Consider the following 22,824-nt stretch of genomic DNA (forward strand, 5'->3'; position numbering starts at 1 on the left):
CCGATGATTCCGTTGTCCTTTGCCCAGCGTCGGCTGTGGTTCCTGCATCGTCTGGAAGGTCCGTCCGCGACCTACAACTTCCCGTTCGTGCTGCGCCTGGACGGGCCACTGGACACGGCGGCGCTGGCCGCGGCGGTGACGGACGTCGGCACCCGGCACGAGAGCCTGCGCACCCTGATCGTCGAGCATGCGGACGGCACGCCGGAACAGCGGGTCCTGCCGCCCGAGGAGGCGGTCCTTGCGTTCCGGGTGCTCGACGTGGCCGCGGACGCGGTGGACGCCGCGATGCACGAGGTCGTCTGCGAGGGATTCGACCTGAACACCGAGTTTCCGCTGCGGGTGACCGTGCTCCGGGTCGCTCCGCAGGAGCACGTGCTGGTGGCCGTGTTCCACCACATCGCCGCGGACGGGGCGTCGGTGACGCCGTTCCTGCGGGATCTGATCTCGGCCTACTCGGCCCGCCGGCAGGGGAGCGCGCCGCAGTGGGCGCCGCTTCCGGTGCAGTACAAGGACTACACGCTGTGGCAGCGGCAGTTGCTGGGCGACGAAACCGACCCGGAGAGCATCGTCGCGGAGCAACTCGCCTACTGGCGCTCCGAATTGGCTGGAGTGCCGCAGCCGGTGCAGTTGCCGCTGGACCGGCCGCGGCCGACCGCGCCCGGCCACCGCGGCGGCCACGTCGACTTCGAGATGGAACCGGAACTGCTCTCCGGCATCGGGAAGCTGGCCGCGGATCACGGTGCCACGGCGCCGATGGTCGCCCAGACCGTGCTCGCGGTGCTCCTGCACCACCTCGGCGCGGGCAACGACCTGACCATCGGCAGCCCGATCGAGGGGCGCGCAGACGAGCAACTCGACGACCTGATCGGACTCTTCGCCAACACCTGGGTGCTGCGCGTCGATCTGTCCGGGAACCCGTCGTTCGGCGACCTGCTGGAGCAGGTACGCGACCGGGCGCTGGCCGCGTACGACAACCAGGACGTTCCGTTCGAGCGGCTGGTGGAGCTGCTCGGCCCGGAGCGTTCCACCTCGTACTCGCCGCTGTTCCAGGTGATGCTGGCCTGGCAGTTCGTCTGGTCCGAGATCGAGATCCCGGACCTGCGGGTCACCCCCCTGCCGGCGGGCACCGGTACCGCGAAGTTCGACCTGTTCCTCAACATCGTCCCGGGCGCGTCCGGGCACGCCTACGGGCGGTTGGAGTACGCCACGGAACTCTTCGACCACACCACGGCCGAGAGCCTCGCCGACCGCTATGTGCGGGTGCTGCGGCAGGTCGTCGCCGATCCCGGGACGCGGCTCGGCGGGGTGGACGTGCTCACCGCTGCCGAGCGGGATCGGCTGGCGTGGTCCAACGAGACGACGGCACCGGTGCCGGACGCCACGATCGCGGAACTGGTCGCCGCCCAGGTGCGGCGGACACCGGACGCGACCGCGGTGGTGTCCGGGCAAACCACCCTGACGTACCGAGAGTTGCACGAGCGGGCCCGCCGGCTGGCCGCGGTGTTGCGCGCGCGCGGGGTCGGACCGGATGTCCTGGTGGCCGTGGCACTGCCACGATCCGCCGACCTGGTGGTCGCGCTCCTGGGTGTACTCGAAGCCGGCGGCGCCTACCTGCCGATTGACCCCGAACACCCGGCCGCACGACTGGATCTCCTGCTCACCACGGCCGACCCCGCACTGATACTGACCGATCGGAGCACGGCGGCGACCCTGCCGCAGTGCCCGTCGCCGGTGCTCCACCTCGACGACCCGGCCCCGGACGCCCCCGCCCTCGACGTGCCGGGCGCCGGTCCGCGGCCGGACCACCTGGCCTACGTGATGTTCACCTCGGGCTCGACCGGGACCCCCAAGGGCGTCGGCATCACCCACGCCGCCGTGGTCAACGGGGTGCGGGACCTGTCTCGGGTGGCACAGGTCGAGGCGGGATCCCGGATGCTCGCCGCGACCTCGGTCAACTTCGACGTCTCGGTGTTCGAGATCTTCACCGCCCTCACCACCGGCGCGAGTGTGGACATCGTCCGCGACGTCCTCGAACTCGCCGAACGCGACCGGTGGTCGGGCACCACCATCAGCGCCGTGCCGACGGTGTTCTCCGCACTGCTCGACGAGATCGCCGGCAACCGCCCGGGCACCCTCGACCTCGAGGTGCGGACCGTGATCCTGGCCGGCGAAGCACTCTCGGCGGACCTGGTCGACAAGGTGCACAGCGTCCTTCCCGAAGCCCGGATCGTCAACGCCTACGGGCAGACCGAGAGCTTCTACGCCACCACCTTCACCCTCCCGCGGCCATGGGCCGGGACCGGTGCGATACCGGTCGGGAAACCACTGGCCAACATGCGCACCCACGTCCTGGGGCCGGAGCTGACACCGGTGCCGCCCGGCGTGGTCGGCGAACTGTACGTCACCGGCCTGCTGGCCCGCGGCTACCACCACGGCGCCGGGGCGACCGCGGAACGGTTCGTGGCATGCCCCTTCGGGCCCGCCGGCGCGCGGATGTACCGCACCGGTGACCTGGCCCGGTGGGACGAGGACGGTCGACTGCAATACGTGGGCCGAGCCGACAACCAGACGAAGATCAACGGCATCCGGATCGATCCGACCGAGATCGAGAGCGTCCTCGCCCGGCACCCCGCGGTCGGCGGAGCGGCGGTCACGGTGCGCGAGGACCGGGCCGGCAACAAGCGGCTCGTCGGCTACGTGGCACCGACGGGTGCCGGCGCCACGGACGTCGACGTCACCCCGGAGGCGGCGGTTTCGCCGGCGGATCTGCGCCGGTTCGTGGCCGGCCGGCTGCCGGACTACATGGTGCCCGCCGTGCTGATGGTGCTGGACCGGCTGCCGTCGACCGCGACCGGGAAGCTGGATCGGGCCGCGCTGCCCGAGCCGGAGTTCGCCGGCGCCGGCCACCGGGAGCCGCGCAGCGAGGCGGAGCGGGTGTTGGCCGAGGTGTACGCGGACGTGCTCGACGCCGAACGCATCGGTATCGACGACGACTTCTTCGCCCGGGGCGGGGACAGCATTCGTTCGATCCAGGTCGTGGCCCGGGCCAGGACACGCGGCGTGGTGGTCACCACCCGGGAGGTCTTCGAGCAGCGCACGGTCGCCCGGTTGGCGGAACTGGTCGAGGGACGCGAGGACGAGGAGCGGGTGACGCTGGCCGAGTTGCCCGGTGGCGGCGTCGGATGGGCTCCGCTGCCGCCGACGGCTGCGCACGTGCTCGCGCTCGGGGGCGCCATCGGCCGGTTCTGCATGTCCGCGATGCTGACCCTGCCCGAGGACATCGACCGTGCCGGGCTGGTCGCGACGTTGCAGGCGGTGTTGGATCGGCACGACGTGCTGCGTTCGCGGCTCGACCGGGCACGGCCGGGGCTGTGGATCGATCCGGTCGGCAGCGTGGATGCGGGCGCGCTGGTGCACGAAGTGCCCTACGACGACGCCGATGTGCAGGCGCAGTTGCACGCGGCCGCGGATCGGCTGGACCCGGACGCGGGGGTGATGGCGCAGTTCGTGTGGTTCACCTCCGGCACGGACGCGGGCCGGCTGCTGATCGTGCTGCACCACCTGGTCGTGGACGGGGTGTCGTGGCGGATCCTGGTCCCGGACCTGGTGTCCGCCTGGCAGCGGGTCCGCGACGGCCGGATCCCGGAGGCGGCCGGGACGGGTACCTCGCTGCGCCGGTGGGCGCACGCCCTCGTGGACGAGGCGGCGACCGCGGAGCGGACGGCGGAACTGCCCCTGTGGCAGAAGATCCTGCGCGAGGACGAACCCGTGCTGGGCGCACGCGAGTTGGACGGCAGGCGCGACACCGCCGGCACCGTGGACACGGTGCGCGTCACGGTGCCCGCGGACGTGACCCGGACCCTGCTGGACACGGTGCCCGCGCTCTTCCGCGGCGGCGCCGACGACGGGCTGCTGGCCGCCCTGGCGCTCGCGCTGGCGCGTTGGCGCCACGCGCGCGGCGTGCCCGGGTCCTCGACGCTCGTCCGGCTCGAAGGACACGGCCGGGAGGAGCACCTGGTGCCCGGCGCGGACCTGTCGGGCACGGTCGGCTGGTTCACCGCGATGTTCCCGGTGCGGCTGGACCTGACCGGCATCGACGTGGCGGACGCGTTCGCCGGCGGACCGGCCGCCGGGCGGGCGATCAAGGCGATCAAGGAACAACTGCGCGCGGTGCCGGACAACGGCATGGGCTACGGCCTGCTGCGCCGGCTCAACGCGGAGACCGCCGGCGTGCTGGCGGGGGAGCGGGAGCCGCGAATCGGGTTCAACTACCTCGGCCGGTCCTCCGGCGCGGACATCCCCGAGGAACTGCGCGGCCTGGGCTGGGCCCCGGACACCACACACGCGGACCTGATCGCCGCACCGGACCCGGACATGCCGGTGCTGTCCGCGCTGGAGATCAACGCGGTGGCCGCCCCCACCCCGGCCGGTGACGAACTGACCGCCTATTTCGGCTTCCCGACCGGTGTGCTCTCCCGCGACGAGGTGGACGAGCTGGCCGGGTTGTGGGTCGAGGCGCTGACCGCCCTGGCCCGGCACGCCGCGACACCCGACGCCGGCGGGCTGACGCCGAGCGACGCGCCGCTGGTCGAGGTGAGCCAGGAGGAGATCGACACCTGGGAGGCCCGCTTCGGCAGGCTGGCCGACGTGTGGCCGGCCACCCCCGCGCAGGCCGGGATCCTGTTCCAGACGATGCTGGCCGGGGGGTCCGTCGACCCGTACCACATCCAGTTGGTGTTCCAGCTGTCCGGCGCGGTCGATCCGGAGCGCATGCGCCGGGCCGGGCAGGCCCTGCTGGAGCGCTACCCCAGCCTGCGCGCGGGGTTCGTCAACCGGGCCGACGGCGCCGTCGTGCAGGTGGTACCGGAGACGGCGACCCTGCCGTGGCGCCACCTCGACCTGACCGCGGTCGGCGAGGCGGAGCGAACCGAGGCGTTCGAGCGGTTCCTCGCCCAGGACCGGGCCGCCCACTTCGACGCGGACGCCCCACCGCTGTTCCGGCTGGCACTCGCCGTCCTCGACCCCGAACGGCCCGAATTCGTGCTGACCGTCCACCACGTGCTCTTCGACGGCTGGTCCACCCCCTTGCTGATGCAGGACCTGTTGCTGCTCTACGCCTCCGACGGCGACCCGACCGGCCTGCCCGCGACCCGCGACTACGGCGACTTCCTGGCCTGGCTCACCCGGCAGGACCAGGCGGAGGCGGCCCGGGCGTGGGCCGGCGAACTCGAGGGGATCGAGGGGCCGACCCTGCTCGCTCCCGACTCCGCCGGTGCCGACGACGGCGTCCGCGGCCAGGTGGACATCCCGCTCGCCATCGAGGATGCGCGCGAACTCAACCGCCGGGCCGCCGAGTTGGGCATCACCGCCAACACGCTGGTGCAGGGCGCCTGGGCGCTGCTGCTCGGTCGGCTCACCGGCCGCCGGGACGTGGTCTTCGGCACCACCGTCTCCGGGCGCCCACCCGCCGTGGCGGACGTCGAATCGATGGTCGGGATGTTCATCAACACCGTCCCCGTCCGCGTCGAGTACGCACCCGGCGACACCCTCGCCGAGGTCCTCACCCGGCTGCAGCGCCGGCAGGCGGCCCTGGTGGAGCACCACTACCACGGGCTTGCGGAGATCCAGCAGTCCGTCGGCATGCAGCCCCTGTTCGACACGCTGTTCGTCTTCGAGTCCTACCCCATCGACCGGGAAGGGCTCAGCGCCGCCACCGATGCCGCGGACGGGATCGCCTTCACCGACTTCCGCCCGTCCGCGGGCAACCACTACCCCCTGTGCCTGCTGGCGGCGGCCGACCCGCTCCTCCAGCTCACCATCCAGTACGCGCCGGCCGTCTTCGACCGGGACACGGTACAGACGTACGCGGCCCGCCTCGTCCGCGTCCTGCGGCAGTTCGCGGCCGACCCCCAACTGAAGGTCGCCCGGATCGACACGCTGGAGCCGGCCGAACGCGACCGACTCCTCACCGGGCTCGCCGACACCGCCGCGCGGACCCCGGCCCGCACGATCACCGAACTCGTCGAGGCGCAGGTGGCGCGGACCCCGGACGCGGTCGCCGTGGTCGCCGAGGGCGAGTCGCTCAGCTACGCCGAACTGCACGCCCGCGCCGAGCGGCTCGCGGTCGAACTGGTCCGGCGCGGGGTGGGTCCGGAGAGCGTGGTGAGCGTGGTCCTGCCGCGCACCGCGAACGCGGCCGTGGCCCTCCTGGGCGTGCTCAGGGCGGGCGGGGCCTACCTGCCCGTCGACCCCGCCTTCGCCCGCAGCCGGCTCCCGCACATCCTCCCCGGCACCCGGCCGCACCTGGTCCTGGTCGACGCCGAGACCCGCAACGTCATCCCCACCACGGACATCCCCATCCTCGCCCTCGACGACATCGACGCCCAGGCCACGAGCACGGTCACGAGGGCGGCCGACGGCGAGGTCGCGGCACGGCCGGCGGCCGGCCCGGAAAACCTCGCCTACGTCATCTACACCTCCGGCTCCACCGGCGTGCCCAAGGGCGTGAGCGTCACCCACGCCACCGTCGTCAACGCCGTGGACGCCCTGGTCGCGCACGCCGGCATGACCTCCGGGCAGCGGGTGCTGCTCGCCGCCTCGATCGGCTTCGACGTCGCCACCTTCGAACTGTTCTCCGCGCTCACCACCGGCGGCAGCGTCGAGATCGTGCGCGACGTGCTGGCGCTGGTCGAACGCGACACCTGGGACGTGGACGTCATCTGCTCGGTGCCCTCGGCCTTCGCCGAACTCGTCGACCAACTCGGCGACCGGATCCGGCCCACCGCCCTGAACATCTCCGGGGAAGTGCTGACCCCGGCCCTGGCGGAGCGGGTGCGCACGCTCTGGCCGAGCGCCCGCGTGATCAACAGCTACGGCCCCAGCGAGACCTTCTACGCCACCGGCCACCTCCTGGACCCCGCCGAGCCGTACGCCGGCGGTGTGCCCATCGGCCGCCCCTTCCCCGGCGTGCGTGCCTACGTGCTCGGCCCCGGTCTGGACCTGCTGCCCCCGGACACACCCGGCGAGCTCTATCTCGCCGGCGCCGGCCGCGGCTACCACCGCCGGCCCGGCATGACCGCCGAGCGCTTCGTCGCCGACCCCTACGGGCCTGCCGGCGCCCGCATGTACCGCACCGGCGACCTCGCCCGCCTCACCCCCGACGGCGAACTGCAGCACCTGGGCCGGATCGACACCCAGGTCAAGATCCGTGGCTACCGGGTCGAACCCGGCGAGGTCGAAGCCGCCCTGACGGCCCACCCGCACATCGCCCAGGCCGCCGTCGTGACCCGGCAGAGCGGCGACAGCACCCCCTACCTGGCCGCCTACCTCGTCCCCGCCCCCGGCGCGAGCGCCCCGGACCCGGACGAACTGCGCGAGCACCTGGCCGAGCGGCTGCCCGACTACATGGTCCCCGCCGCCTACGTACCGCTCGACCGGCTGCCGCTGTCGCCCAACGGCAAGCTCGACCTCAAGGCCCTGCCCGCCCCCGACCTCACCCCCACCACACCCTTCCGGGCGCCCCGCACCGCGCGCGAGGAGGCGCTGGCCAAGCTGTTCGCCGAGGTGCTCGGCGTGGAGAGGGTCGGCATCGACGACGGCTTCTTCGCGCTCGGCGGGCACTCGCTGCTCGCCACCCGGTTGATCACCCGCGCCCGCGCCGAGATGGGCGTGGAGATACCCATCCGCCAACTCTTCGACCTGCCCACGGTGTCGGCGCTCGCCGAGTGGTCGGAGGAATCGGCCGTTCCCCTTCGCCCCGCTCTCCGCAAGATGATCGTAGAGGAGTAAACGAGTGATCCCGCTTTCGTTCGCACAGCGCCGTATGTGGCTTACGCACCAACTGGAGGGTGGGGCGGAGACCTACAACATCTCTCCGGCGTTCCGGCTGACCGGCCCGCTGGACCAGGCCGCCCTGGTCGCGGCGATCCGCGACGTGGTCGACCGGCACGAGATCCTGCGCACCACATACGTGACGGACGACGACGGCGAGCCCCATCCGCGGATCCTGCCGACCGAGCAGGCGCCGGTGCCGGTCCCGGTGGTCGAGGTGACGCCGGACGAACTCTCTGGCGCGATCGACGAGTTCATCGCCCACCGGTTCAACCTGGCGACCGAGATCCCGCTGCGGGCCCGGCTGTTTCGCTGCGCCCCCGAGGAACACGTGCTGGTCCTGCTCGTCCACCACATCGCCACGGACGGCGCCTCGGGTGCGCCGATGGCCCGGGATCTGACCGCTGCCTACACCGCCCGCCTCAAGGGTGGGGCCCCGGCATGGGAGCCGCTGCCCGTGCAGTACAAGGACTACGCGCTGTGGCAGCGCGAGTTGCTGGGCGACGTGGCGGATCCGGGCAGTCTGGCCGCGGCGCAGGCCGAGTACTGGCGCGCCGAGCTGGCCGAGGTGCCGCAGCCGTTGAACCTGCCGCTGGACCGCCCGCGGCCGGCGGAGCGGAATCTGCAGGGCGACGTGGTCGACCTCGTGGTGGAGCCGGAGGTGGCCTCCGGGCTGCAGAAGCTCGCCGACGAGCGCGGGATGACCATGTCGATGGTCCTCCAGGCCGCGCTGGGGGTGCTGTTGGCCAAGCTGGGCGGCGGGGAGGACGTGGCGATCGGCGGCCCGATCGCCGGCCGGACCGACGAGGCGCTGGCCGACCTGGTCGGGTTCTTCGTGAACACCCAGGTGCTGCGGGTGAACCTCTCCGGTGACCCGACGTTCGCCGAACTGCTCGGGCGGGTGCGGGAGAAGGCGCTGGCGGCCTACGAGCACCAGGACGTGCCGTTCGAGACGCTGGTCGAGTTGATCAACCCGGACCGGACCACGGCGTACCAGCCGCTGTTCCAGGTGATGCTCGCCTGGCAGAACTTCGAGAAGCAGGACTTCGAACTCCCCGGGCTCCAGGTGGAATTCGAGCAGTACCTCACCCAGACCTCGCTCGCCGACCTGATCTTCTTCTTCGGTACGGACGACTCGGGGGCGCTGCGCGGCGACCTCCAGTACGCGACCCAGCTGTTCGACCGGGACACGGCCGAGGCCATCGCCGCCCGGTTCGCCCGAGTCGTGGAGCAACTGGTCGCCGATCCGCAGTCGCCGGTCAGTGCCGTCGAGGTGCTGTCCGCGCAGGAGCGGGAGCGGTTGGCGCGGGCGATCGACGACACGGCGCATCCGGTCGTCGCGAGCACCCTGCCGGACGAGTTCGAGGCCCAGGTCGAGCGCGAGCCGAACCGGGTCGCGGTGATCGGCGAGCAGGAGACGCTGACGTACGGGGAGTTCAACCGGCGTGCCAATCGGCTGGCACACCGGCTGATCGAACAGGGAGCGGGCCCCGAACAGATGGTCGCGGTGCGCATCCCCCGCTCCGTGGACCTGATGGTGGCGATCTACGCGGTGATCAAGGCGGGCGCGAGCTACGTGCCGGTGGACACCGAACTGCCCGAGGACCGGGTGCGGCACATGCTCGACACCGCCAAGCCGCTGCTGGTGCTCGACGAGGCGCTTCCGGACGTGTCCGGGTACCCGGACACGAACCCGGTACGTGCGCTGTCGCCGGACAACGCCGTGTACGTGATCTTCACCTCCGGGTCCACGGGTGGTCCCAAGGGCGTACAGGTGTCCCACCGCTCGATCATGAACCGGCTGAAGTGGGGCCTGGCGCACTTCGACGTCACCGCCGAGGACCGGGGGCTGCTGAGCTCCTCGGCGAGCTTCGATGCCTCGATGCCCGAGCTGTTCGCGCCGCTCCAGGTCGGTGCGGCCGTGGTGATCACCCGTCCGGACGGGCCCCGGGACCCCGCCTACCTGGCCGAGCTGATCCGGCGCGAGCGGGTGACCAGCGCCTTCTTCGTGCCCTCCCTGCTGGCGGCATTCCTCGCCGAGCCCGCGGCGAAGGAGTGCGACACCCTGCGCTGGCTCGAGATCGCGGCCGAGGTCTTTCCGCCCGCGCTCGCCAACAGGACCGCCGAACTCCTGCCCGGCCGCGGCGTGCACAACCTGTACGGCCCCACCGAGGCGACGGTCGAGGTCACCTCGTGGCAGCACGTGCCGGGCGCGGACCGGGTGCCGATCGGCACCCCGATCTGGAACACGCAGATCTACGTGCTGGACGCCGCGCTGCGCCCGGTTCCGCCCGGCGTGGCCGGCGAGTTGTACGTGGCCGGTGTCGGGCTGGCGCGGGGCTACCTCGGGCAGAGCGCGCTGACCGCGAACCGGTTCGTGGCCTGCCCGTTCGGTCCGCCCGGCGCGCGGATGTACCGCTCCGGAGACCTGGTGCGGTGGAACAAGGAAGGCCAGGTCGAGTACATCGGGCGGTCCGACTTCCAGGCGAAGATCCGGGGTTTCCGGATCGAGCCGGGGGAGATCGAGCAGGCGCTGACCGGACACCCCGGCGTCGCGCAGGCGGCGGTCGTGGTGCGCGAGGACCAGAAGGGCGACAAGCGCCTCGTGGCGTACGTGATGCCCGATCCGGACGCCGTGCCGGCCGCTGCCGACGTGCAGGTGGACGAGTGGCGCCGGGCCGCCGACGCGGGGTACGCCGACTCCGCCGACGAGGCATGGGGCGAGGACTTCCGGCTGTGGAAGTCGGTGTACGACGGTGAACCGATCCCGCCGGAGCAGATGCGCGAGTGGCGGGACGCGGCGGTGGAGCAGGTGTTGCGGTTCGCACCGCGGCGGGTGCTGGAGATCGGTGTCGGTTCCGGCCTGCTCCTGGCGAAGATCGTCGGGGAGGTCGAGGAGTACCAGGGCACCGACATCTCGGCCACGGTGGTGGACCGGGTGCGGGCACAGGCCGAGCAGGCCGGCTTCGGTGACCGGGTCCGGCTGAGCGTGCAGCCCGCCGACGACGTGTCCGGGCTGCCCCGGGGCGGGTTCGACACCGTGGTGCTCAACTCCGTGGTGCAGTACTTCCCCAGCGCCGAATACCTGGACCGGGTGCTGCGCGGGGCGATGGAACTCCTCGAACCGGGCGGCCGGATCATCGTCGGCGACGTGCGCAACGCCGCGACGCTGCGGCTTCTGCTGACCGCGGTGCAACGTACGGCGCAGCCGAACGCCTCGCGTGAGGAGGTGCGGGCGGCGGTGGAGCAGGCGCTGCTCGCCGAGCGGGAGTTGGTGGTGGCCCCGGAGTGGTTCGCCGAGTGGGCGCGCGAGCATGCCGGTGGAGTGGACATCCGGTTGAAGCCGGGGCAGGCGCACAACGAGCTGACCCGACACCGCTACGAGGTGGTCCTGCACAAGGAGCCGGCCGACGTGCTCGACCTGGCCGGTGTGCCCGCGGTGCCGTGGGGGCGGGAGGTGTCCGACCTGGCCGGCCTGGGCGCCGTTGTCGACCGGGCGGAGGGCGGACCGGTACGCGTGACCGGGATACCCAACGCACGCCTGGCGGCGGAGGCCGGCGCGGCGATCTCCGCCGGCGCACGAGGTACGGCCGGCCCCGCCCGCAAGCCGCTCGACCCGCACGACCTCGCCGCATGGGCACGCCGGCAGGGCAGGGAGGCGGTCCTCACCTGGTCGGGCCGGGCCGTGCACAGCTTCGACGCCGTGTTGCTGTCCGAACCGCGGGCCGTCTCCGGCGGGTTCGTGCCGGGCGCGGGGTCCGGGCGCAAGCGCACGAACGTCCCCGCTCTGGCCACGGCGATCGGCCCGCTGCTGGCCGAGCTGCCCGAATACCTGCGCGGGCGGTTGCCCGACTACATGGTCCCGGCCGTGGTGGTGCCGCTCGCGGAGCTTCCGTTGACCGCGGGCGGCAAGCTCGACCGGCAAGCGCTGCCGTCGGAGCACACGACCACTGTGAGCAGTGGGGGACCGCGCAACTCCCATGAAGAAAAGCTGTGCTCCTTCTTCTGCGACCTGCTCGGCCTGGACAGCGTCGGTATCGACGACGACTTCTTCCGGATGGGTGGGCACTCGCTGCTGGCCACCCGGCTCTGTGCCCGCATCCGCAAGGAGTTCGGGGTCGACATGCCGCTGAGGACGATCGTCCAGTACCCCACGGTGGCCGAGTTGGGCGCGCTCGTCCTCGTCGGCGGCATTCCCGGCGACCAGGCCGACTCGTTCGACGTCGTACTGCCGTTGAACCGGGACCCCGGTACCGGGAAGCCGCCGGTGTGGTTCTTCCACGGAGGAGGCGGCGTCGGCTGGGCGTTCTTCACCTTCGCCCCCTACCTGGACCGGCCGGCGTACTCGTTGCAGTCCCGCGGCTCCAACGGCACGGAGCCGGTGGCCGGGTCGATCGAGGAGATGGTCGAGGACTACATCGCGCAAATCCTGGAGATCCAGCCGGAAGGGCCCTACCACCTGATCGGCTGGTCCTTCGGCGGCCCGATCGCGCACGCCGTCGCGGACGCGCTGGACCGACGCGGACACCGGATCGCCTTCGTGGCCGTCCTGGACTCCCAACCGGCGAACGACGCCCCGGGGAACGGGTTCAGGCAGGTGCGCGACAAGGGGAAGGTGATGTACCGGGCCGATGTCGAGGAAGTCTTCGGCCAGTTCATGAACACCGACAACCTGGACACCTTCCTGGAGAACATGTCGCGGGTGGGGGCGAACAACCTGCGCACGATGGGCGTCTTCCAATCGCCGGTCTACCGCGGCGATCTGCTGTACTTCAACGCGATTTTGGACAAGGAGGAAGGGGTGTCGTACGGGCCGGACTGGCGCCCGCACGTCCTCGGTTCCATCGAGTCCTACGACGTGGACGCCACGCACCACGACCTGCACATGCCCAAGCCCGCAGGCCAGATCATGAAGGTCATCGTCCGCAAGCTGGCCGAGTTGGACAGCGCCGACTCGGCCGGGCACGCGCCGGCCGTGTCGTGACATCGATCTCCCGAACCGGTTCGACGAACCATCGAATGGATGATTGGGGTTGGTCGGGGTGACAACACCCGGCAAGTCCGCACAAGAGCGGGAGCGGCCCGCGCTGTTGTGCGTGCCGTTCGCGGGAGCGGGACCGTCGTTCTTCCACCCGTGGCGGGAGTTGTCCGCCGACCGGTGGCGAGTGGTCACGGTCGAACTGCCCGGCAGGGAGCGGCGGATTCTGGAGACGCCGTACCGGAATGTGGTCGAAGCGGCCAAGAACTCGATCGACGACATCGTCGCCGACCTCGGCGAAGGCACACGGACCGTGCTGTTCGGGCACAGCCTGGGCGCGGTGCTCGCCTACGAGCTGGTGCACCTGCTGAGCAAGCGCGATGTACACGTCGAGCGCCTGGTGGTCAGTGGTTCGCCGGGGCCGTGGACACAGCGGGAAAGGCGGGCGACCGGACTTCCGGACGAGGAGTTCCTGGCCCGGGTCGAGGAGTTCGCCGGATTCAGGCACGAGGCGCTCGACCACCCGGAGATGCGGGAACTGATTCTCCCCGTACTCCAGGCCGACTGCGAAATGCACGAGAACTACGTGCCGAGCACCGATGAACCGGTGACGGTGCCGATCTGCTCGATTCGGGGCGGCTCCGACGGCCTGGTAAGCGCCGAACAGGCGCGAGAGTGGCAAAAGGCGACCACGGGTGAATTCAGCCACGCGGAGTTTCCGGGAGACCACATGTATCTGGTCGATCGTGCCCGGGAGGTGCTGGACCTGATCGAAGCGGAATCCGCGGGCAATCGCTGATGCCGTGACCGTGTGGGTTCGCCGGTTCGCCCGGGCCGCGTCGGCGTTGCGCCGACGCTACGGCGAACCCGCGCGGCCACGGCGCCGGAACGGGGCAGCCGGCCCGCTCCGTACACCGCCGCGGCTCGGCCGACGTCCTGCTCGCCCGGCGGCACGAACGCGGGCGGGCACGCGTCGGGCGCGTGCGGCTCGGCCGGCTGTGAACTCGTGGATAAAGCCTTCGTGCGGCCATACCGGAAAACGTGTTGCCGCACCCGATTCATGAAAGGGAGGGTCTCCCGGCCGAGATGGTCTTCGAAGTGCACCCGTACCTGTCCCGTCAGCGGGACAGGGCGAGTCGATGTCCGAATCGGCGCCGGCCGGCCGGAAAAGAGACCGATGGGGGAGACCGAATGGAACATCGAGAGTGATTCGACATGCGGCAGGGCAACCCGACCTTTCGGCGTAACGCCGGGAACCCGGGCCGCCGTTGTGCCGCGTGGCGAAATGATCGACGTCGCGGAATTCGCTTCCCGGAGCGCCTCGAACCGGCCTTGGGACGATTGACACCCCCCTGCCCGGCGGACAGAGTATTGAATTGCTGGGAAACCGCGAAAAGGCCCGGGGCGTGCTGCTGCGACTGGCCGGCGTGACCCGGCCCGGCGGATCGCTGTTGGGCGTGAGCGCCGATCCGTACACGCAGACGAGCCATCGGAACCGTGTCCACCACGGGTGGACCGTGCCGCGGGTCGTCTGTCGGCCAACAGCGGCTGCCCGTCAGGGGCGATGCCGCGTCGACACCCCGGTTCGACCACCCCTACGTGTCCGGGGCCGAACTCCAGGAGCCGGCCGACGGTACCCCGCGGCGGCTCCGCGAACTCGTTCCGCACGGCAAGCAATACCTGACAGCTGAGTAGGAGCTGACGCATGAAAACACTTGGCGATGGCGTTCTGGAGAAGGCCGCGGCGGAATACGCCGAACAGGGCTTCTCCATCATCCGCAACGTCGTGCCACCGGAAGTCGTGGAAGAGGCGCGGGCCCACGTCGACTGGCTCACCCGCAAGTACCCGGATCTGCGTCCCGAGCACTTCCATCACCCGCTGATCCGCAACGACGCCTTCTGGGCCCGCCTGGTCTCGGACTCCCGCCTGGTGGACATCGCGGAGTTCTTCCTCGGCCCGAACGTGGCCTGCTTCACCGCCCACTACATCTGCAAGCCACCGCACAACGGACACCCCGTGCTGTGGCACCAGGACGGCGCGTACTGGACGCTGAGTCCCATGGAGGCGTTGACGGTGTGGCTGGCCGTCGACGAGAGCACCACGGAGAACGGCTGCCTGCGGATGATCCCCGGCAGTCACGAACTGCCGCTGCACAAACCGTCGGTCCGCACGGACAAGCCCAACATGCTGTTCTCCTCCTCCGACGAGACCGTGGTGCGGGAGTGGGTGGACAAGCGCGGGATCGTGGACATCGAACTCCAGCCGGGCGACGTCTCGATCCACCACCCCCACCTGCTGCACTGCTCGGAGGCGAACACCTCCGCCAAGCGACGGTGCGGGCTCGACATCGGCTACATCTCCACGACCACGCGGATCCACAGCGACGGGCTCTACCTCGACCCGCTGCTCGTGCGTGGAGCCGACGACACCGGCCTGAACAACTACCGTCCGTTCCCTGCCTACCGGGAGGGCGAGACGATTGCGTTCGCCGGGCAGGACGAGTGGAGCGAGAAGGTGGCCGCACTCAACGAGGCACTGCCGCCGCCGTCGGGGGACCTTCCCGAGGAGAGCCCGATCGAGACGACTCGGCACATGATCGAACGTCTGCGTGAAGGCACCGCGAAGCGCTGATCGCATCCGCGCCGGCCGATGGTGCGCCGCTCACGTGCGGCGGGCCGTCGGCCGGCCCACGGCGTACCGGTCCCGGTCGTCGACCCGGAGCCGGAAAGACAACAAAGACAACAGGCGCCCGGCCGATCGCGCGGAGGTGCCTGCTCGTCCCGGTCCCGGGGTGAAGCAGCCGACGGCGGCACGGAGTCACACGCGGTGCCGACGCACCCCGCCAACGGCAAACCGGACCGCAGGACCCTGCGCGGGCCCGCGATCCGGCGGCCGGGGTGCGGCTCCTCACCAGTGGAAGGCCTCCCCGTAGCCCCGCTTCTCGATGCAGTACGTGCGGAAGGCCCTGGCCTTCGCGACCCTCTCCGCATCCCCGGTACGCCGCATGGCCTCCACGAACCAGTCGAACGCCGCGGTGGCATGCGCGCGCCGCTCGAAGTGGAACTCGGCGAAGCGACGGAAGTTCGACCGCATGGTCTCCGGGGTCGAGTCCCGGCCGGAGTCGATGAGTTCCTCGATCTCCGCCACGGTCGGCTCGGGCCGTTCGATGATGCGGATCGGCTCGGTCGCGGGAATGTCGTTGCGGATCGCAACCGGCTCGTCCACGTCCGAGAAGTCGAGGCACAGGGAGAGCCGGGCAGTCTGGGCGGAGCTGCGTGCGGCATGAGGGTCGGTCGAGTGGATCTTCCACACCTCGCCCCGACGGATGTGATAGACGGAGTCGTTCTCGGAATGGAGGGATTCCTCGCCGGTGCGCAACGGAATCTGCAACCTGGTGCCCGTCTCGGCGAATTCGAGAAAGTCCACGTGGGTGGCGATGATTCCGTCGCGGAGGCTGAAGACACGCACCCACTGCAACCGGTCCAGCGGGAAATGCTCGGTGACCAGGGACATGATGCCCGGCAGTTGCCTCCCCAGTTCGGTGAGCGTCAGACTGCCGTCGTGGGGTCGGAAGGCGGTGTCGGAATCGGCGCCGCTGCCGTTTGCCAGCACATGGCCCGACCACGATCCGAAAGTGAAGGCGTCGTATTCGCCGCCATATTCATGGCCGTCCACGATGGACAACTCGGAATCCAGGTCGTACGAGTCGATGGGCAGCACCGCAAGCCGTTGCGACTTAAGCAAGGAAATCCCCTTCAACACATGATGGTTTGACGCACCCGGAAGCTGCTGGGCGGTTCCTCCCAGTCGTCACCATAATTCTTCGCAGATGCGATGGCAACGGCGTGACCGCGCACGAGGTCGGGTGATCTCGCGTGGTCCGGAGTGTCGCAGGCGGGGCGTACATTGCGGGTAATAGCCGGAGAGTGCGGTCGACCGCATTGCGTATTTCCGAGCCACACTCGGGCAGGCGACGGGTGTTCGCGGCGGATGCGGTCGGCGGCGTCTCGACGCCCTCCTCGACCGGCGCCACACCCCTCGCCGGGGGGGAATCCCGGCCCCATCGGCGGCCGACCGTCGCCGTTCACCCGATCGGGGCAGGGGCGGAACAACTCGTTACTGTCCTGTCGGCGGGACAACCGGGCCGCCTTCGGTCGGCGCCACAATATGCTGCCCCCGGCGACCACGCGGGTATGCCTCTCGAACGCTCTGGCCGCCTTCCGTTATCCGGAGTCGAGCTTTAGCTTCGTCTCGTACCGCACGGAGCCGGCCGGCGAACATCGCCGACACCCGGACGGTCCTTTCCGAGACGGCATACTTTCCAACGGTGCCCGGAGCGGTCGATCGCAGAGATTCACGAGACACTCGTTGCGGGCATTCGAAGGATTCGTCCCGCCCGCGGACCGGTGGAAAAGAGCCCCGGCGGTCGTGATGACGATGACGATCCGGGAAAGGGTCGGCAGAGGCACGCGCGGGAACTCCCGTTCGGCGGAGGAAGGAAAGGCTGGCCATGGAATCGTCGCCACAGGTGCACCGGCGAGATGGACAGGACGAGGCGTCGGGGCGACAAACCGCGCCTTCGAATGCGCCGGCGTCACTAGTCCAGGAAATCTCGGTGTTGTGGGGGGAATACCTCGGCGGTCGCCGGGTCGGGGCCGACGACGACTTCTTCGCGGTCGGCGGGAATTCGCTGATCGGGATCAAGATCATCGACCGGGTGTCCCGGGACTACGGCGTCGAGCTGTCCGTGCGCGATTTCTACCTGGCGCAGACCCCGACGCGGGTCGCCGAGTTGATCGGGCAGGGGAGGGCACGGACGTGAGGTTGACGCCGGGTGCCGGCCGCGACATCGACCTCGACCGCGTCGACCTGTTCGACCTGGACCTCTACACCTCGGGCGATCCGCACCGGATCTGGGACGTGATGCGGGCAAAGGCCCCCCTGCACCATCAAGTCCTCCCGGACGGCCGGGAGTTCTGGTCGGTGACCCGCTACGACGACGTCTGCCGCGTCCTCGGCGACCACCGGGAGTTCACCTCCGAGCGCGGCACCGTGGTCACCCACCTCGGCGAGGACGACGTCGCGGCGGGCAAGCTGATGACGTCCACCGACCCGCCACGACACACCCAGGTCCGCAGAGCGATCGGCTCCAGGCTCACCGCGCGGGCGGTGGCCTCCTGGCAGGACCGGATCCGGCAGTCGATCGTGCGTTTCCTCGAACCGGCGCTCGACGGCGACACCTTCGACCTGGCCGAGAAGGCACACCGCCTCCCGATGATCGTCGCCGGCCCGCTGCTGGGGATCCCGGAGCGGGACTGGGACGAACTCGTGCAGCTGACCGCGATGGTGACCGCTCCCTCGGACCCGCACTTCCAACACGGCAGTCGAGCCGCGACGCTGGCCATCTCCCACCACGAACTCGTCACCTACGTCACCGGCTGGGTCAAACAGCGACGGGCGGCCGGTGGCGAGGACGGGAGTCTGCTCGACCACCTGATGAGCGTTCGCGCGGGAGACGCGCCACTGACCGACGAGGAGATCGCCCTCGACGGCTACAGCATCCTGCTGGGCGCCAACGTGACGACGCCGCACACCGTCTCCGGCACGGTGCTCGCGCTCATCGAGCGACCCGAGCAATTCGAGAAGGCACAGGCCGACCCGTCGCTGGTCCCCTCCCTGGTCGAGGAGGGGCTGCGCTGGACCTCGGCCGCGTGCAACTTCATGCGCTACGCCACGACCGAGACCCGGATCGGCGGGGGCACGGTCCCGGCCGGCGGCGCGGTGGTCGCGTGGATCGGATCGGCCAACCGGGACGAGTCCCAGTTCGCCGATCCGCACCGGTTCGACCTCACGCGCAGCGAGAACCGCCAGGTCGCGTTCGGGTTCGGGCCGCACTACTGCATCGGGGCACCGCTGGCCCGGATGACCCTGCGCATCTTCTTCGAGGAACTGCTCCAGCGGTTCGCATCGATCGAACTCGACGGCGAACCCCAACACCTGCGGTCGTACTTCATCGCGGGCATGACCCACCTCCCCATCGTCGCCCGGAAACGGAAGACGCCATGACATCCGGCCCCGGTACCGCCACGTCGCCCTGGTTCGTCCGGCCCCTGTCCACCGACCACCCCGCCCGGATCTTCTGCTTCCCCTACTCCGGGACCGGGGCATCGGCCTTCAGCGCCTGGCCGGCCGCGCTCGACGACGTCGAGGTCTGCCCCGTGCAGTTCCCCGGCCGGGAGAACCGGCTGGCCGAACCCCACTACAGCACCTACGACAACCTCGCCGCGGACCTGGTCGAACCACTGGCGCCGCGACTGGACCGGCCGTTCGCGTTCTTCGGGCACTGCGCGGGCGCGCTGCCCGCGTTCGAGACCGTGCTCCGGCTCGCCGAGCGCGGTCTGCCCGGGCCGGACTGCCTGTTCGTGTCCGGCCAGCCGGCACCGCACGACGCCTCGCGCGACCGCATGCTCACCATGACCGAGTCCGAACTGCGCGCCGAGGTGGCCTCGTTCGTCCGCAGCCGGGGGATCGAGCCGCGGCCGGACATGATCGAGATGGGCCTGGCCGTGCTGCTCGGGGATCACGCCGCCGCGCGCGCGTACCGGCGGACGGAGCCGGTCCCGGTGCGATGCCCCATCGTCGTACTGCACTGGCGGGACGACCCCGACGTGAGCCTCGACCAGCTGGACGGGTGGCGTCGGTACTCGGATTCGGTCGACATCCGGGTCGTCGACGGCGGGCACTACGACTTCATGCACGCGCCGGACGAGCTGCGCAAGGTGCTGACCTCCTGGCGGTGAAGGCAACACCGCCCGCCAGAACCGTACGCCGAGGAAACCGAAAGGGATTCACATGAGTGGCGCAGCCACCGACATCGCCGTCATCGGGATGTCGTGCCGCTTCCCCGGCGTGCACAACCCGGGTGAATTCTGGCGCCTGCTGCTCGACGGGAAGTCGACCGTCGGAACGTTTCCCGAGCAGCGGGCGGCCGACGCGAGGCACCCGTCCCACCCGGACGCCGACACCCTGAACTCGGGTTCGTTCCTCGACGCCATCGACGGGTTCGACGCGCGGTTCTTCGACACCGGTTCGGCGGAGGCGACCGCCATGGACCCCGTGCAGCGGTTGGGGTTGGAACTCGCCTGGGAGGCCGTCGAAGACGCCCGGATCCCGGCGACCGCGCTCGCGGGCCGCGAGATCGATGTCCTGGTCGGCGCCGCGCCCTCCGGGTACGACGTGCTGCGCAGGTCGTCCGGCAGCGACCGGGACGACCACTACGCCGCGCTCGGCTCCAGCGGTGCGCTGATCGCGAACCGGATCTCCGGCCTGTTCGACGTCCGCGGCATGAGCTTCTGCGCGGACTCGGGCCAGTCATCCTCCCTGGTGTCCCTGGCGCTGGCGTGCGATCGGATCCGCAGCGGTGCGGTCGAGATGTCCCTCGTGGGTGGCGTGCACCTGATCGCCGATCCGGAGACGGGGCTCGGCCTGGCGAACCTGGGCGCCCTGTCGCCCGACGGCCGCTGCTTCACCTTCGACGCACGGGCCGGCGGTTTCGTCCGGGGAGAGGGCGGGGCGTTCGTCCTGCTCAAGCGGCTCGACCGGGCCGTCGCCGACGGCGATCGCAGCTACGCGGTGGTGCGTGGCTGGGCCGTCGGCAGCGCCGGCGCCTCTACCCGGATGCCGGACCCCAGTCCGGGCGCGCAGGCGGCGACCGTGCTGTCCGCTCTCGAACGCGCGGCCGTTCCGTTCGAGGGTGTCGACTACGTCGAGGCACACGGCACCGGTACCCGACTCGGCGATCCGGCCGAGATAGCCGGCCTGCGCGAGGTGTTCCGGGAGACCGGCCGCAGCCGCCCCCTGGTGATCGGCTCGGTGAAGACCAATGTCGGGCACCTGGAACCGGCCGCGGGAATCGTCGGCTTCGTGAAGGCGGCGCTGTGTGTGGACCGCGCCCGGCTGGTTCCGAGTCTGAACTTCCGATCACCCAACCCCGCCATCCCGGACTTCCTCGACGACTTCGAGGTCCTCACGGCCGCGCGGCCCTGGCCGAGCGAGCCGGGTCGGCCGCGGCGGGCCGGGGTGTCGGCGTTCGGGATGGGCGGCACGAACGCGCACGTGATCCTGGAACAGGCCCCCGAGGGGCAGGCCGAATCCCGGGCCGCGGATGCGGGCCCCGCCGCCACGGACGTGGGTGCGGTCCGGCCGTGGGTGTTGTCCGCGCGGTCGGAGCCGGCGCTGCGGCAACAGGCGGCCCGACTGCGGGATCTCGTGGCCGCGGACGCGTCGTTGTCGGCGGCCGATGTGGCGTACTCCCTGGTGTCTACGCGGTCGTCGTTCGAGCACCGGGCAGTGGTGCTGAGCGGTGGCCGTGCGCAGGCGCTGGCCGACCTGGCCGCGGTGGCGGCGGGCGGGGAAGCGGCGCGGGCGGTTCGCGGCGTGGCCGCGGGGCCGGTGGGTCCGGTCGTCTTCGTCTTCCCCGGCCAGGGGTCGCAGTGGGTGGGCATGGGGAGCCGGCTGTACGCGGAGTCGGAGGTCTTCGCACGCGGAATCGACGCATGTGCGCGGGCGTTGCGGCCGTGGGTGGACTGGTCACTGGTGGACGTGCTCACCGGCGCGGAGTCGGCGGCATCGCTGGACCGGGTGGATGTGGTCCAGCCGGCGTTGTTCGCGGTGATGGTGTCGTTGGCCGAGGTGTGGCGGTCGCTGGGCGTGGTCCCCGACGCCGTGGTGGGTCACTCGCAGGGCGAGATCGCCGCCGCGTACGTGTCGGGTGCGCTCTCGCTCGAGGACGCGGCGCGCGTTGTCGCCGTACGCAGCCGGGCGTTGACCGACCTGGCCGGCTCGGGCGGGATGAGCGCGGTGTCCGCGTCGCCCGAATGGGTTCGCGACCGGCTGCGGCAGTGGCCCGGGCGGTTGTCCACGGCGGCGGTCAACGGGCCGACGTCGGTGGTGATCTCCGGGGACGACGAGGCGCTGGACCGGTTCGCCGCGATGGCGGCCGGTGACGGCGTCCGGGTGCGACGGGTCAAGGTGGACTACGCGTCGCACTCCCACCACGTCGAACGCATCCGTGATCGTCTGCTCGCCGCCACTTCGGGCCTGTCGCCCAGGACATCGCAGGTGGAGTTCCACTCCACGGTCACCGGCGGACCGCTCGACACGCACGTGCTCGACGGCGCGTACTGGTACGAGAACCTGAGCTCGACGGTGCGTTTCGGCGAGGTCGTCGAGCACCTGATGCGGGACCGCGGCGGTGTGTTCGTGGAGGTCGGGCCGCATCCGGTGCTCCAGGTGGCGATGGAGGAGACCGCGGATGCGCTGGCCGCCGCACCCGTGGTGGTGGGCACCCTGCACAAGGACGACGGGAGTGCGGGCAGGATCCTGGCGTCGCTGGCCGAACTGCATGTGCGCGGTGTGCCGGTGGACTGGGAGGCGGTCTTCGCCGCGGACCGGCCGCGCCGGATCGACCTGCCGACCTACGCGTTCCAGCGGCAGCGGTACTGGCTGACGGCGCCCGAGGAGACCGGCGGCACGCACCCGGATTCCCCCGCGCACGCGAGCGGACCGGGCGCGGGCGGCCGGACGGTGGACCCGGCCTCGGAACGGGCGGTCCTGCATCTCGTGTGCGCCGAGACGGCAGTGCTGCTGAGCACGAACGACGGCGGTCCGACGGGCGCCGAGCTCGCGGCAAGGTCGACTGAAACCTTCAAGGACCTGGGATTCGACTCCTCGATGGCCGTGCGGTTGCGCAACCGGCTCACCGCGGCGACCGGCGTGCGGCTTTCGGCCACCGTCGCGTTCACCCATCCCACTCCGCAAACGCTCGGTCGGCACATCTTCGCCCTGCTCGCGCCGGAGCCGCCCGAGGCTCCGGAAACGGTGCAGGAAACGAGTGCGCAGGGCCGCAGCGACGACGAGTTGTACGCCCTGATCGACCGCGGATACGTGTAGCACCACCCGGTGGCACCACCCGCAAGCACCACCTGTTCGTCTAGGCAACTGTTGGGGGAGGCCC

9 protein-coding genes are annotated in these 22,824 nt (G+C 70.9%); 8 read left to right on the plus strand and 1 reads right to left on the minus strand.

Annotated elements, in window-relative coordinates; all coding sequences use genetic code 11:
• Positions 1–3 precede the first annotated feature (3 nt).
• From ACZOOI_RS26160 to ACZOOI_RS26175, 4 genes are all read left to right on the plus strand, one after another.
• Positions 4–7,788, plus strand: a complete 7,785-nt coding sequence (locus ACZOOI_RS26160) for an amino acid adenylation domain-containing protein (protein ID WP_465278135.1) — start codon at positions 4–6, stop codon at positions 7,786–7,788.
• A 4-nt stretch (positions 7,789–7,792) separates the two neighbouring features.
• A complete protein-coding gene (locus ACZOOI_RS26165; RefSeq protein ID WP_465278136.1) occupies positions 7,793–12,814 on the plus strand; it encodes a non-ribosomal peptide synthetase in 5,022 nt (1,673 codons plus the stop codon).
• Between the two features lie 58 nt (positions 12,815–12,872).
• Positions 12,873–13,607 carry a thioesterase II family protein gene (locus tag ACZOOI_RS26170; RefSeq protein ID WP_465278137.1) on the plus strand — a complete coding sequence of 245 codons (735 nt, stop codon included), beginning with the start codon at positions 12,873–12,875 and terminating at the stop codon, positions 13,605–13,607.
• A gap of 906 nt (positions 13,608–14,513) precedes the next feature.
• A complete protein-coding gene (locus ACZOOI_RS26175; RefSeq protein WP_465278138.1) occupies positions 14,514–15,440 on the plus strand; it encodes a phytanoyl-CoA dioxygenase family protein in 927 nt (308 codons plus the stop codon).
• A gap of 276 nt (positions 15,441–15,716) precedes the next feature.
• Here ACZOOI_RS26175 and ACZOOI_RS26180 read toward each other — a convergent pair whose 3' ends face one another.
• A complete protein-coding gene (locus ACZOOI_RS26180; protein WP_465278139.1) occupies positions 15,717–16,553 on the minus strand; it encodes a putative nonproteinogenic amino acid hydroxylase in 837 nt (278 codons plus the stop codon).
• 871 nt (positions 16,554–17,424) lie between these two features.
• Here ACZOOI_RS26180 and ACZOOI_RS26185 point away from each other — a divergent pair.
• The 4 genes from ACZOOI_RS26185 to ACZOOI_RS26200 are packed head-to-tail and all read left to right on the plus strand — an operon-like array spanning position 17,425 to position 22,760.
• Complete coding sequence (locus ACZOOI_RS26185) at positions 17,425–17,631, plus strand: phosphopantetheine-binding protein (RefSeq protein WP_465278140.1); 207 nt, start codon at positions 17,425–17,427, stop codon at positions 17,629–17,631.
• Entirely contained in the window at positions 17,628–18,875 is a 1,248-nt protein-coding gene (locus ACZOOI_RS26190) for a cytochrome P450 (RefSeq protein WP_465278141.1), read from the plus strand. The genes ACZOOI_RS26185 and ACZOOI_RS26190 overlap by 4 nt, the downstream gene beginning before the upstream one ends.
• Positions 18,872–19,609 (plus strand): thioesterase II family protein, encoded by a 738-nt coding sequence (locus ACZOOI_RS26195; protein ID WP_465278142.1) that lies wholly within the window; start codon positions 18,872–18,874, stop codon positions 19,607–19,609. The genes ACZOOI_RS26190 and ACZOOI_RS26195 overlap by 4 nt, the downstream gene beginning before the upstream one ends.
• Before the next feature lie 52 nt (positions 19,610–19,661).
• A complete protein-coding gene (locus tag ACZOOI_RS26200; RefSeq protein ID WP_465278143.1) occupies positions 19,662–22,760 on the plus strand; it encodes a type I polyketide synthase in 3,099 nt (1,032 codons plus the stop codon).
• Positions 22,761–22,824: the final 64 nt, after the last annotated feature.

The organism is Embleya sp. L77, from assembly GCF_055557415.1.

What these genes read in the sequence shown, in the direction of transcription:
- ACZOOI_RS26195 (WP_465278142.1), top strand. Translation starts at nt 18,872, where the DNA reads ATGACATCCGGCCCCGGTACCGCCACGTCGCCCTGGTTCGTCCGGCCC.
- ACZOOI_RS26160 (WP_465278135.1), top strand. Translation starts at nt 4, where the DNA reads ATGATTCCGTTGTCCTTTGCCCAGCGTCGGCTGTGGTTCCTGCATCGT.
- ACZOOI_RS26175 (WP_465278138.1), top strand. Translation starts at nt 14,514, where the DNA reads ATGAAAACACTTGGCGATGGCGTTCTGGAGAAGGCCGCGGCGGAATAC.
- ACZOOI_RS26200 (WP_465278143.1), top strand. Translation starts at nt 19,662, where the DNA reads ATGAGTGGCGCAGCCACCGACATCGCCGTCATCGGGATGTCGTGCCGC.